We start from the raw sequence: 11,872 nt of genomic DNA, 5'->3' as shown, positions 1-11,872 counted from the left end.
CGTGCGTTCCGCTAGAATGCCCGGCGTCATTGGGGAGTAGCCGCCCGCCCGGTCCGTCCGGCGGGGATCACGCCAACATCCTTGGCCCGCAGGCCATGGTGTGATCAGCGCAGCGCCTGGCAAGACCTTTGACCATGCAACCTCCGCAACGGCCGGGGAGGCGCATGGTCATGGGTATCACACCGGCCGGGAGTTCCACCGTGATGCACCTTTCGCACCCCGCTTCGCCTTCTCTCCACGAGGAGCGCGCCGCATGCTGACTTTCGTCCTCGAACTGCTCGGCATGCTTTTGCTGATCCTGGTTGCTGCAGAAGTCTTCACCAACGCCCTGGAACACTTCGGCGAACGCCTCGGCATCTCCGAAGGCGTCACCGGCTCGCTGTTCGCCGCCATCGGCACCGCCCTGCCGGAAACCCTTGTCCCGCTGCTGGCCCTGCTCGCCGGCACCAGCAACGTGACGGTGAACGAGGAAGTCGGCGTCGGCGCCATCCTCGGCGCACCGCTGATGCTGTCCACCCTCTCCGCCTGCCTGATGGCCTGCTTCGTCATCGGCAAGCGCGGCCTGCGCGGGCGCCTGAAACCAGAGCGCAGCGGCCTGCTGCGCGACCTGAACTTCTTCCTCCTGGCGTTCACCCTGGCGACGCTGGCAATGTTCGTACCCTCGCAGCTGCACACCTACCGCATCGGCCTGAGCGTGCTGCTGGTGCTCACCTATATCGGCTACATCACGCTGACCATCCGAGCTTCGCGTGATCTCGTGGACGATGGCCATGGCACCGAGGCCGACGGCCCCATGCTGCTGTCGCGCATCGGCCTGCCGACCAACGCCTTCACCATCGCCCTGCAGCTGGTACTTGGCCTGGCCATGCTGGTGGCCGGCGCCAAAGGCTTCATCCACGGCGTGGAAGGCCTGTCGAACCTGCTCGGAGTATCCGCCCTGCTGATCTCGTTGCTGATCATCCCGATCGCCACCGAGCTGCCGGAAAAGGTCAACAGCATCCTCTGGGTACGTCGCGGCAAGGACACCCTGGCCTTCGGCAACATCACCGGCGCCATGGTCTTCCAGGGCACCCTGCTGCCGGCCATCGGCATCCTGCTGACACCCTGGCAGCCGCGCATCGAAGTACTGACCGGCGTGCTGATCACCCTGCTCGCCGCGGTCTGGCTGCGCATCAATGCGCATCGGGACGGCATCGCCGCGTGGGTCCTGCTGGGCAACGGCGCACTCTACGTCACCTACCTGGCGATCACCCTGTCGCACTGACCGGCGCGCCGTGCAAGGCCGTCCGCAGCGCCTAAACTGACGGGTTCCAGCCAGCGCCACGGCGCTGGCTGCCGTCATACGCTGCAAGTAAGGAGAGGCCATGAAGATCCTGGTAGTGCTCACTTCCCACGATCAGTTGGGCGACACCGGCAAGAAGACCGGATTCTGGCTGGAGGAATTCGCCGCGCCCTACTACGTGTTCAAGGACGCAGGCGCCGAACTGACCCTGGCGTCGCCCAAGGGCGGGCACCCGCCGCTCGACCCCAAGAGCGACGAACCCGACGCCCAGACTCCGGCCACCGAGCGCTTCCGCCAGGACGCCGCGGCCCAGGCCGAACTGGCCAGCACGCGCGTGCTGGCCGAGGTCAGCGAGGACGACTACGACGCCATCTTCTACCCCGGCGGCCACGGCCCGCTCTGGGACCTGGCCGAGGACCGGCACTCCATCGCCCTGATCGAAGCCTTCGCCAACGCCGGCAAGCCAGTGGCCGCGGTCTGCCACGCACCGGGCGTGCTGCGCCACGTGAAGAACGGCGACGGCAAGCCGCTGGTCGAGGGGCGCCACGTCACCGGCTTCTCCAACAGCGAGGAAGACGCGGTCGGCCTGACCCAGGTGGTGCCCTTCCTGGTCCAGGACGTGCTCAAGGCCAACGGCGGTCGCTACAGCAAGGCAGACAACTGGCAGAGCCACGTCGAAGTCGACCGCCTGCTGATCACCGGGCAGAACCCGGCCTCCTCCGAAGCCGTCGCCAACGCCCTGCTCAAGTTGCTCGGCTGAGCCGGCCGCTTCGAGTGGCTATTGCGGCGGCCTTCGCGTAGAATGGCCGCCGACCTTCCAAGGTTCGTGGGGCCGATTAGGATTCGACGCCGGTGACGAAACTTGAGGGGCATGCCGAGTAGGTGACAGTTCTCGTAAATCCGCTGCCACACTTTCATAGTTGCCAACGACGACAACTACGCTCTGGCCGCCTAAGGGCGCCAGCAGACCCTAGGGGATGCCTGTAAACCCGAAGATTAGGTCTGTCAGATAGAACAGGATCGCCGCCAAGTTCGCTGTAGACGTAACGGCTAAAACTCATACAGCTCGCTCCAAGCGCCCTGCCACTCGGGCCGCGAGGAGTTAACCTAATAGAGATGGCTAAGCATGTAGAACCGATAGCCGAGTGCTGGCGGACGGGGGTTCAAATCCCCCCGGCTCCACCAAATGCAAGACGAGAAGCCCCTGATTTTCCTAGTGAATTTCAGGGGCTTTTTCTTTGCTGGACGTAAGTGTCGAGGAACTGTCGCAAACTATCCCCTTGCCTCTCGACCAGGCTCGTCCTCTGCAACACGCCAGCGCCAGTACATGTCGGGTTTAACCCAAACTACGGTTTGCTCAGAAACAGCCTTGAAGGCATCAAGAACCTTGCGACCAACGACGAGGTTCCCGTCAGCGTTCTCACGGAGCAAGCCCTCTGCGTTGCCCTTCACCAAGTGGTCAACAACATCATCTTGGTAAATGCACCCTTCACGCTCTAACTGCTCGAGCATCCACTGCGCAACGTCCTTGGCTTCCACGGGGCCTACTCCGGCTTCACCAGTTGCAAGGAGTCCGCCGGGAATCTTCCAGACTCAAGCTTCTTACCGGCAAACCACTGACAGGCGTAAATGCCGCTCTCCTGATTGACCACTGCCTGAACTGCCATATCAGGGCCGCCAGACTTCAATTTAACAATGTCACCAACCTTGAACTCATTTCCCTTCGCCATGTGCATCTCCTTTTCGATGGCCATTTGCCTTGTTGTTATACCGTCTATGAAGCCGGAAACCTAGCCAAAGGCCCATATCGAATAGCATCCTGCAGATGGTCTGGGGACAAATGTGCATAGCGCATTGTCATCGTCAGCGTCGAATGACCCAGGATCTTCTGGAGCGTGAGGATGTTGCCGCCGTTCATCATGAAGTGACTGGCGAAGGTGTGCCGGAGAGCGTGACTGGCCTGCCCTTGCGGCAAATGAATCGTGGTGCGCTCCAGGGCGCGACGGAACGAAGTGATGCACGACGTGAAGGGCCCGCTGGCTTTCCAATGGGCTCGGAGCCGATCAGCAAGCTCGGACTGAATAGGCACATGACGAACCCTGCCCGACTTAGTGCCGGAATAGGTGACGACGTTGCCTTGTAGACGATGCGGGGTCAGCTTCTCGGCCTCCGACCAGCGGGCTCCGGTGGCGAGACAAAGCAATGTAACCGGCTCCGTATGCGGATTGTCGCAGCCAGTCCGGATCGCCTCGAGCAGTTCGGCTATCTGCTCCAAAGTAAGCCAGGACAGTTCGCGCTCTTGAAGCTTGAGCAGCTTCACCCCGGCCAGCGGGTTGGCGTAGTCGATCTCGCCTAGAGCCCTAAGCTCGTTGAAGACTGCACGCGCGTAGCCCAGCTCGTTATTGAGCGTCTTCCCCGAAATCCCCTCATCCAGACGCTTGCGGCGCAGCTGCGCATAAGACGCCGCATCGAATGCGGTGCCCACCGGATCACCCAGGCGAACAGCTAATTGCTGGAGCTTCGACAGGCGGCGCGGAGCGTCACGCAGCGAATGGCCATGCAGGTCGTACCAGAGTTGAACCAGCTGAGAGAGGCGGCGACGATCCTTTGGCTTGATACTCCACGCAGGATTTTCGGCGCACTTCTGACGGACTGTCGTTTCAAAGCGCTGGGCCTCCCCCTTGGTCTTGAACCGCTTACGGAAGCGTTTCCCTTTGATCGGTTCGACATCGACAAACCAACGGCCATCCGGGAGCTTAGTGATGCTCATTAGATCGCATACCCCCGTTTTAGGTAGCGATCATTGATGAGCCCGATGATGTGCCTTTCGAAGTCGCGAGTGCTGTACCCCTTCGCCGTGTAGTGATCTTCGATCACATGCCAGAACGGCAGCGTTCTCCCGACCTCAAGGGCCTTTTTTGGCGCATACCGCTCCCGTGCAATCAGGCTGGCGAACTGGCCGAGGAACATTTCGCAGTTCTTGCCGGAGAAGCCCTGGGCCGTCTTGTAGTAACGCCGGTACTCCGTGCGTTCGATGAGCGGATCGGCCTCGACCTGGACCTTCACGTCCTGGGTGATGAGGGACCAGAACGGATCGAAGGTGAAACGCGACTCCAGCAAGCGGAAGCTCTCGCAGGCGTACTGCCAGAGCCCTTGCAGATGCGGGCAGAGCCCGTCGTAGGTGCGGAATCCGATCACATCACCAGAGGCCAGCGTAGAGCCCTCCGAGAACTGCTGAATCACCGAATGGTGAAAGCGGAACTCGATACGCCATACCGTTTCCAGCGGGTTATACGCGGGCTCGTCATCGCCGAAGGGATCGCCGTTCAGGGTAGCCCATACGGCCTGCCAGTAATCGAGCTTGTCGGTGGCCCGAGCCTGAAGCGTCTTGTTGTAGATGCACATTTGCATGCCGGCAGCAGTGCCGAACATGAAGGTTTCACCACGACCATAAACCGAGGCGTTGCCGTCGAATTCGATGCGCTCAATACCGCTGATTTGGCGCACGCGGCGCGAGCGACAATGCATGCGGTCCACCAGATCGGCGGGAGGTGCCCAGCCCTGCACGTCAAGCGCGATATGCACGGCGCATTGGTTGGTTTCGCAGGCGGCGAGAACACCAGCGGCGAGGTCATCAAGCATGCCTTGCAGGATGTGCGGATCGGCGCCATCTAGGGCGTGCGGCGACACTTCAATCTTGAGGTGCGGACCGATGTTCTCGGCCTTCACGTTGTGGTTTTTGATGAGCAGGATGAAGCCGAGGTCGGCGTTCTGCAGCCGGAACTGATAGCCCGAATCGCGACCGATGCGACCCTTGACCCACTCATAGCCCGCGAACTCAACAACCTCTTCCCGCTCCTCGAACAGAGCGAACACCTCGGGACGAATAAGACCGTTGTAGAGCTGGCGAACGGTGTCCACGCCACAGCGCAGGAAACGCACGCCGGACAGGTCAGTGAATTTGGCAGAGCCACGACTGAAAAACAGGCGCCCTTCGGGCGACTCGAAAAACTGCCCATCAGGTTGAAGCATTGCGCGGATTTGGTGGGTCGGTTTGCTCATTTTCTACAGTCCTTCAATGTCCATTAATGGCTACTTCAGTTCCGGGTTATCCGACGTGTTACAGGGGCGTCGACCGCGCCGGCTGGCCGGTTTGCGGTGGGGCTCCTCCGTCGCCTCCAGCCGCAAAACGGAGCCAGCCGGCTACCACAGGAATTCCCCTTTCTGGTGCGGGATCACCGTCACCCTCGGTCCGCCGAAGTCCTCGCCGCTGCCGGTAGGGTTCGCGGTGTTGTCGGGTAGGGGCTGGCCCGGCTGCGGCTGTCGTTGCGCGAGGGCGCCATCAGGGCCTGTGCCTCGGTCGGGGATGCTCGGGTCGAAGTAGCCGTCCTGCGCCACGCTCATGCAGAAATCGAAGGACGTCGCGAACTTGCTGCCCTGCTGCGTGTAGCACTGGCAGGACTTGCCATCCTTCACCGTGGCTTGCGGACGCCGGGCGACGAGGCGTGGGTCGGTGGTGGACAGGCAGTACACGCGGGGATGGCTCACCGGCTGCGTGAGCTGGTCATACACCGGGGCCGACGACGGCACGTCCGGCACCCTCGGGGTGCGGCGTTCGAGGTACTGCGCAGCGGTGAGGGGCTTGGCCTCATTGCCGCCGCTGGGCGTAATGAGCGCGCCGACCGAGGACTTCACCTGATCGACTACGCCCTTGTCCTCGCCGGGTTTGGTGCTGCTCGCCTCCGCCTCGGCAGGCTTGCTGCCCTGCTGGTAGCGCTCATACGCGCGATAGACGAGGAAGCCCGCGCCGATGATCACCGCGAGCGCGAGGATCATTTTCTTCGGCGGCTTGAACGAAAAATGGTGCTTGGCCTGGGTGCTGCTGTAGACGCCGAAGTACTTCTTATCGAGCTTGAGGACGGTCTTGTCGGCATCCTTGAAGCTGGTCTTCTTCTCGACGCTTTCGATCACCACTTCCGATTCAAAGCGGAGCAGCTGCTGGCTCTTGAAGACCCGCCAGTAGTGGATGTGGCCGTTGCACAGGCGCCTCAGGTGGACGTCGATGTAGCGCGGGTCTTGGGTCACGAGGTGCACTTCGTGGCCTTGGTGACGCATGGTCTCGAAGCGGGTGATGTGCTCGGGCGGGCGATTGCGCGGATCACGCACGCCGAACCAGCCCTGCGATTCGTCCACCACGATGATCGCGTCGTGCGGCAGCTCGTACCACTTAAGCGGGTCGTCGAACTCGAACCAGGCCGCGTCGAGCTTCTCCGGCTTGAGGCCGGCGACGTTGTGGAAGTACACGACGCGACCTTCGGCCTTCGCCTTGGCGTCCACTTCGCGGATGGTGTTGAGGGTCTTGCCGTGGCCAGGTTTGCCGGTGCGGATATAGAGCATGGCTGGTCCCCCTTACGCGTCGATGTAGTCGCGGCCCGGGGGATTCCAGACCTGTTTGCGGCGGCGATCCTGAATCTTGTCCAAGCCACTGAGCACCATTCGCGTGGTGACGGCGGCCAGGAACATGTTGATGCACACATCGACATTGGCGAGGCCGAGGATCTGCTGAATCACGATGGAGCCCGCACCGAACTTCCCAAGGATGTAGCTGCGCACCTGATCGAGCAGCAGGTTCGATCCGGTGTAGGTGATAAAGCCGATGCCGATCACCTTGAACACCAGCCGCACCAGCGGCCCGATGATCATGAAGACGAGTTGAGCCAAGTAGACGAATTGCATCATTCACCTCCGAAGGCGCGCCCGACGTAGAGCGCACAAAAGACACTGGTTCCGATCACGAAGAGGATTCCGAGGTCGCTGGCGGCGGCGCACAGCGGCTCGTAGCTGAGCTGGAAGGTCCGCCCGCCATTGGTCTTGAGCGAGAAGGATTTGGCGGTTGGGCAGGTGGCGGGCAGGAAGCGGCTGCCTTGGTTGAGGAAGGACGGCGCTTCGACTTGGCCGTCTTCTTCCTGGGCGAACTGGCCGTTGCCGAGCAGGCCTTTCACTTCGTCCTTGTGCTTGGGGAAGTCGCCTTGGTCCTTCACTTCGCAGCGCAATTGCTTCTGTTGCCGCAGGACCGCGCAGTCGATGGCGTCGCCGTCGCAGGCCAAGGGCGCGTCACAGTCGGTATCGCCGGAGGCGGTGCGCTCGGGTTGGTCCTCTTCGTCCTCGCCGTCGTCCGACTCGCCTTCCTGGCAGCCGGGGCCGGAGCAACTGGACGAGGTGTCGCCGGGCGTGCCATCGGCCTTGGTGCCGCTGGTGCTGTTGTTCACCGTGGTGGTGGTCGTGCAGGCATCCACCCCCGTGCAGCTGGTCACCGTGGTGGTGGTCGTCGTTGTAGTAGTGGACGAACCATCGGAGGCAGGCTCTTCCTTCACCTCGGTCTTAATTTCGGTGTCTTTTTTGCTGGGGCTCGGTTTGCCGGTGACACAGACCGTTTTCCCGTTTTCACCGCTAGCGCACTTGAGGTTGCCCGGCTCAGTCTTCGACTCGAACGCACGGCAGTCGTACTTGTAGCCCCCGTCGATGCTTTCACCGTAAAGCGGGACTTTGTTCGTACAGGTAGTGGTCTTCTCGCCGGTCGGATTGCGCTCCGAGGGCGTGCTCGGCTCGGGGGACGAGGTGGAGGCGGTGCAGCTTTCGCCGGTCCCCAAGTAGGAGTAGTTCTGCCACACCCCGGCGGGGTCGCCGTTCTTGAAGCGGTAGGCATCGGCGAACTCAGCGGGGGAGTTGTAGGTGCAGGAGCCCGAGCACATCGACGCAGGCGGCTCGGCGTAGTTGCTCAGATGGCCGTCTTGAATGTCGGCAATCTTTTGCCCGTGGTAGATCACCTGGCCCTTGGTTGACTCGCACTTATCAGGCTGCGGTGCATCGCAGGCGCCGGTCTGAGTGTTGTACGTCGTGCCTGCCGGGCAACTGGTGCCACGACGGTACATCTGGAGACGGTACTGATTGCCGGTGGATTGATTCACATAGCAATAGGCACTTATCTCGCTTCCCGAAACGAAGGGGGCGGAGGCGCTATGCGATACCACATTGGGGTAGTTCGCCGCAGCGAGCGTGCAAAGCGCCTCAGGGGTCGCGGCCTGAACCGAGCCAATTTCCCAGTAGTAGTCGGCCGCATGAGCCGAGACCGTACCCAGGCAAAGGACCAGAGCCAGAAGGATGCGCCGTCCCATGCTCACACCCGCCCGAACAGCACCACGGCAAACGCCAAGGTGGTGACGATGAGGACATACCATTGGACGGTCATTGCAGTGTCTCCAGAAGAAAGAACCCCGCCGGAGCGGGGTTCGGTGCTTCGGCTGTCTAGGCCGGGTGGGGTTACAGGGCGCGGCGCATGTACTTGAAGGCCGCGGCGGCGACCAGCACGGCGAACACGGCCCAGCCGATGGTGCTGGTGTCTTCGCCTGCGGTGCTCAGGGCAGTGGTGGCGGAAGCCGGGACTTCGGCCATGGCGACGCCGACAGCGCCGACGGACAGAGCGGCTACCGCAGCGGCCTTACGACCGAAGGCCGAAGCGCCGTTTTGCAGCTGGGTTTTCAGTTGGTTCATGGGTGTTACCTCGCTATTTGATGAGTCGTTTCAGGGCCAGGAAGCCGAACGCGATGCAGAAGAGTCCGAGCACTTCGCCGCGCAATTCGGCGACCTGATCCCAGGTCAGATCGGAGCCCAACAGGCTCCGCATTTCCTCGCTCGTGTAGGTGTGCAGGGTGCCGGTGCAGGCGGCGGCGCCATCTGCGTTCACGGTCCAGCTGCCGTCACAAGCGAGGAAATTCACTTGGCCGCTCCGACCCGCCGCCGGGGGGCGTCACACCAGCGCCAGAAGGCGCGGAGGACGAACCACCAAAGGGCGATGAAGGCCACCAGGGCGGCAGCCAGGGAGATAGCCAGATCGAGCGGAGCGCCATCGAGGAACGCCAGCACCGCACGCACTACCGGAGCGACGGCGCAGAAGAGTGCGACGTAGAGAACCCAGCCGAAGGCGAAACGCAGCGGAGCTTTCATCTAGGCGCCCCTCGGCTTAGGACTTGGCCGGCTCGGACGCTTTGTCCGAGGTGGGCTGCTGGCCGGAGCGGGCCGGTTGCTGGGGCGCAGCCGGGCGGGCGGCAGGCGCATCGCCGAGGGGCTTGCCGTTGACGGCGAGCAGTTCGACGAGGACTTGGGTGTTGGTTACTCGGCCGAAGCGGTCTTGAGTCGGGCGCACCACCGAGGCGAACTTGCAGAGAACCGGGCCATCGACGAAAACGATTTCGTCCAGCAGGGTCGGCTCTACCGGGTACTCGGTGATTTCGTAGCCTTTGGCATTGCCCCGCGAGCCCGGCGGGATCGCCGAAATGGCTTGGACGTTGGCGTAAATTTCGCCCGTGCTCTTGGAGGTGTAGGTGTCGGTCTTGGTGACCCAAATCTCGGTGATGCTTTTGGCGGTATCGAACATGGTGAAGCTCCTTATTGGCCTTTTTCGGGCATGAGTTGGCCCGCTGCTGCAATGGGCTCGCTTTGGTGGCCGTCATTCAGCGGGTGGGGTGGTGCTTGGTTTTGCGGTGGTGCGGGCGGTAAGTCGGGTGAACACCAAGGGCGCTGCCCTTGTCATCCCGCTCTTGCCGCCGAGGGCTCAGGAGCGCGGGGCGGTGGAGCTGCCCCACACTCCAGAGCGGAGGCTATTCAGGGCGGGGGGCGGTCAAGGGTGCGCTTCGCCCGGCGCTCCGTTTGTCCGAACGGGAAAGCGGGTTCGGACAAGCCGGGGCGGCGGCCCTGGACCGGGTTGGCCTGGGTGCGCTTGTTGCGGTCGGCCCACTTCGAGATTTCATGGGCTACGCACATCAGCGGAAAGCCAACGCAGGTCAGGAGGGCGAACAGCAAACTTACGCAGAAGGTGGCGTCAGTGGGCATGGCTCAGGCCTCCAGTTCGAAGGGCTCGCGGATCGGCACGAAGGGCGTCGGTCTGCCGCTGTCGTACACAACGTGCCAGTACTGCGGCGGACGCCGGGCGGGATCGTGTTTCGCGCAGAAAGAACGGGGGCGGCAGAGCCACCGGCCATTTTCCTTGTAAGGGCGCCCAGGGGGCTGGCAGTCCAGACACGGAGACGGGTTGCACGATTGCGGCCCCATCCTTGCGACAAAGCACACAGAGCAGTCGCAGTGGGCGGGATGGGGTAGGTGCAGATATCGACTGACGTGCATCGGCAAACACCTCCCAGTCAAAGCTCTCTCGGAGACGGAAGACCAGCTCGGCATTTAAGGAGCGGTTAGCGGCTTTGGCAGAGCGCTCAACGCGGGAACGGAGCGCAGAAGGCAGGCGGAGCTTGAATTGCGAATCCATGCGGCTCATGCGGTCCACTCCTTCTCCAACAACTCCCGAGTCAGCAGCGTCACGTTCACCATGACGTGCTTCCCGACCTTGTGTGACGGGATGTAGCCGTTGCGAATCCAACCCCAAACGACGTCGTGGTTGTCTCCCATCCGGATCCAGTCGGCGAATTCCCTCCAGGGCATCACCGGCGGGGGCGCGAGTAGGTCTTTCAGAGTGAGCTTGATTTCTTCCACATCCATGGCCTTTGCTGCACTATGTTGGTATTTGTTGGTCAATTATGATCCGGCAATATTTGCCGGTTTCATATTGACGATTATAGGCAGGCGGGCATTTTTGACTAGCAAATATTGCCGGCTATTTAGATGATTTAGGAATATGAAAGACCGCATCGTCGCGATACTTGACTATAAGAAGCTCACCGCGAAGAAGCTGGAGGAGCTAAGCGGCGTCGACCGTGAAAAGTGGTACGCGCTCAGAAAAGGCGGTCGGCGGGTAAACGAGGACGACATAAAGGTCATCGTTGAGCTCGCACCCGAATACGCTCTATGGCTGGTCAGCGGCAACATCGCCCCTGAATGCGGGCAAACAAGCCCCGAATACGACGAAGCACACCGAAACTTGACCAATCAAAGCGCGGGATAGCGATCACAACGGAAGTGGCTAGGCGCTGGTACGCCCGAGCACGTGGAGTCAAGAAGGAATAACAGGAGCACGTCAGGCATGGATAAGCGCGAAATCGACGAGCAGCTGAAAAACCTCAGCTTCGACATGGACGACGAAATAGACGATCGCAACGAACGTCTTGGCCATCGCTCCTCAGCTCCCAGCCACGTCTATCGTCCGATGGACCCAAGTCACGCCATCATCCTGGCCGCCATCATCATCGTCGGCGGCCTTTGGGGCGGTAAGCTGTTCTACGACTATATCCAAGAGCAGCGTATGAAGGCCGCACTCAATGAGGCCGGCCACTATATGCAACAAGCAATGAGACAAGCCGAAGAAAACTCAAGGCAAGCGCAGGCCGAACTGCAGCAGCGAATGGCGCTAGAAGAAGAAGCCAGAGAACAGCGACAAGCCGAACAACTTGCCCAGCGCCAGGCAGAACAGGCGCGCATCAGTCAGGAAAAACGCTTCGAGTCCGCGCAATGCCAGTTTTGGTGGCAGCAACACCAGCAGAACCCAACAGAGCGAACGGCACAAAAGAAAGCCGAAAGCTGTGGAGACTAAAGGCTCCCCGAGAGATGGACTAAACCGCAAAATCCCCCCTATTGATTATTATC

The 11,872-nt window shown here is 61.5% G+C and carries 18 protein-coding genes, 1 other RNA gene, 1 pseudogene and 1 riboswitch; of the genes and pseudogenes, 5 read left to right on the top strand and 15 right to left on the bottom strand.

Features of this window, described 5'->3' with window-relative positions; translation table 11 throughout:
- The first annotated feature begins 19 nt into the window (after positions 1 to 19).
- A riboswitch (yybP-ykoY riboswitch) is annotated at positions 20 to 195 on the top strand.
- 58 nt (positions 196 to 253) lie between these two features.
- The 3 genes from ACA097_RS16385 to ssrA all read left to right on the top strand — a co-directional run bounded on the left by ACA097_RS16385 (position 254) and on the right by ssrA (position 2,467).
- Entirely contained in the window at positions 254 to 1,264 is a 1,011-nt protein-coding gene (locus tag ACA097_RS16385) for a sodium:calcium antiporter (protein ID WP_043255372.1), read from the top strand.
- 100 nt (positions 1,265 to 1,364) lie between these two features.
- On the top strand, positions 1,365 to 2,042 hold the full coding sequence (locus ACA097_RS16380; protein ID WP_043255374.1) for a type 1 glutamine amidotransferase domain-containing protein: 678 nt from the start codon (positions 1,365 to 1,367) through the stop codon (positions 2,040 to 2,042).
- 68 nt (positions 2,043 to 2,110) lie between these two features.
- Positions 2,111 to 2,467: a transfer-messenger RNA gene (ssrA, locus tag ACA097_RS16375) on the top strand.
- 87 nt (positions 2,468 to 2,554) lie between these two features.
- Here the strand turns inward: ssrA and ACA097_RS16370 are convergent.
- The 15 genes and pseudogenes from ACA097_RS16370 to ACA097_RS16300 form a co-directional block, all read right to left on the bottom strand.
- The gene (locus tag ACA097_RS16370; protein WP_371364567.1) at positions 2,555 to 2,821 is read right to left on the bottom strand and encodes a hypothetical protein; all 267 of its coding nucleotides are present in this window, start codon (positions 2,819 to 2,821) and stop codon (positions 2,555 to 2,557) included.
- A gap of 5 nt (positions 2,822 to 2,826) precedes the next feature.
- Entirely contained in the window at positions 2,827 to 3,036 is a 210-nt protein-coding gene (locus ACA097_RS16365; RefSeq protein WP_371364565.1) for a YodC family protein, read from the bottom strand.
- Positions 3,037 to 3,056: 20 nt separating this feature from the next.
- A complete protein-coding gene (locus ACA097_RS16360) occupies positions 3,057 to 4,052 on the bottom strand; it encodes a tyrosine-type recombinase/integrase (protein ID WP_371364563.1) in 996 nt (331 codons plus the stop codon).
- On the bottom strand, positions 4,052 to 5,344 hold the full coding sequence (locus ACA097_RS16355) for a hypothetical protein (protein WP_371364561.1): 1,293 nt from the start codon (positions 5,342 to 5,344) through the stop codon (positions 4,052 to 4,054). Before ACA097_RS16355 ends, ACA097_RS16360 begins: the two co-directional genes overlap by 1 nt.
- Before the next feature lie 141 nt (positions 5,345 to 5,485).
- On the bottom strand, positions 5,486 to 6,679 hold the full coding sequence (locus ACA097_RS16350) for a zonular occludens toxin domain-containing protein (protein WP_371364559.1): 1,194 nt from the start codon (positions 6,677 to 6,679) through the stop codon (positions 5,486 to 5,488).
- A 12-nt stretch (positions 6,680 to 6,691) separates the two neighbouring features.
- Positions 6,692 to 7,018 (bottom strand): DUF2523 domain-containing protein, encoded by a 327-nt coding sequence (locus tag ACA097_RS16345; RefSeq protein ID WP_371364557.1) that lies wholly within the window; start codon positions 7,016 to 7,018, stop codon positions 6,692 to 6,694.
- Positions 7,018 to 8,457 (bottom strand): virulence factor TspB C-terminal domain-related protein, encoded by a 1,440-nt coding sequence (locus ACA097_RS16340; protein ID WP_371364555.1) that lies wholly within the window; start codon positions 8,455 to 8,457, stop codon positions 7,018 to 7,020. Before ACA097_RS16340 ends, ACA097_RS16345 begins: the two co-directional genes overlap by 1 nt.
- A gap of 145 nt (positions 8,458 to 8,602) precedes the next feature.
- Entirely contained in the window at positions 8,603 to 8,833 is a 231-nt protein-coding gene (locus ACA097_RS16335) for a major capsid protein (protein WP_371364553.1), read from the bottom strand.
- Positions 8,834 to 8,846: 13 nt separating this feature from the next.
- Entirely contained in the window at positions 8,847 to 9,059 is a 213-nt protein-coding gene (locus tag ACA097_RS16330; protein WP_371364551.1) for a hypothetical protein, read from the bottom strand.
- A complete protein-coding gene (locus tag ACA097_RS16325; RefSeq protein ID WP_371364549.1) occupies positions 9,056 to 9,286 on the bottom strand; it encodes a hypothetical protein in 231 nt (76 codons plus the stop codon). The genes ACA097_RS16330 and ACA097_RS16325 overlap by 4 nt, the downstream gene beginning before the upstream one ends.
- Before the next feature lie 16 nt (positions 9,287 to 9,302).
- The gene (locus ACA097_RS16320; RefSeq protein WP_371364547.1) at positions 9,303 to 9,716 is read right to left on the bottom strand and encodes a DNA-binding protein; all 414 of its coding nucleotides are present in this window, start codon (positions 9,714 to 9,716) and stop codon (positions 9,303 to 9,305) included.
- Positions 9,717 to 9,943: 227 nt separating this feature from the next.
- Positions 9,944 to 10,171 carry a hypothetical protein gene (locus ACA097_RS16315; RefSeq protein ID WP_371364545.1) on the bottom strand — a complete coding sequence of 76 codons (228 nt, stop codon included), beginning with the start codon at positions 10,169 to 10,171 and terminating at the stop codon, positions 9,944 to 9,946.
- A gap of 3 nt (positions 10,172 to 10,174) precedes the next feature.
- Positions 10,175 to 10,462, bottom strand: a complete 288-nt coding sequence (locus tag ACA097_RS16310; protein WP_371370532.1) for a DUF5447 family protein — start codon at positions 10,460 to 10,462, stop codon at positions 10,175 to 10,177.
- Between the two features lie 28 nt (positions 10,463 to 10,490).
- Positions 10,491 to 10,601, bottom strand: a pseudogene (locus ACA097_RS16305) (Arc family DNA-binding protein); the annotation flags it as partial.
- 5 nt (positions 10,602 to 10,606) lie between these two features.
- The gene (locus ACA097_RS16300; RefSeq protein WP_371370531.1) at positions 10,607 to 10,831 is read right to left on the bottom strand and encodes a DNA-binding protein; all 225 of its coding nucleotides are present in this window, start codon (positions 10,829 to 10,831) and stop codon (positions 10,607 to 10,609) included.
- A 136-nt stretch (positions 10,832 to 10,967) separates the two neighbouring features.
- Between ACA097_RS16300 and ACA097_RS16295 the strand changes: the two genes are divergently transcribed.
- Both ACA097_RS16295 and ACA097_RS16290 read left to right on the top strand, forming a co-directional pair.
- Positions 10,968 to 11,234, top strand: a complete 267-nt coding sequence (locus ACA097_RS16295; protein ID WP_371364543.1) for a DNA-binding protein — start codon at positions 10,968 to 10,970, stop codon at positions 11,232 to 11,234.
- A gap of 78 nt (positions 11,235 to 11,312) precedes the next feature.
- Complete coding sequence (locus tag ACA097_RS16290; protein WP_371364541.1) at positions 11,313 to 11,819, top strand: hypothetical protein; 507 nt, start codon at positions 11,313 to 11,315, stop codon at positions 11,817 to 11,819.
- Positions 11,820 to 11,872 lie beyond the last annotated feature (53 nt).

The sequence above is a fragment of the Pseudomonas sp. QL9 genome (assembly GCF_041409665.1).
In the GTDB taxonomy this organism is placed as follows: Bacteria; Pseudomonadota; Gammaproteobacteria; order Pseudomonadales; family Pseudomonadaceae; genus Pseudomonas; species Pseudomonas knackmussii.
The sequence above is the reverse complement of the archived record's forward strand: the minus strand, read 5'-3'. Positions and strand labels throughout refer to the sequence as shown.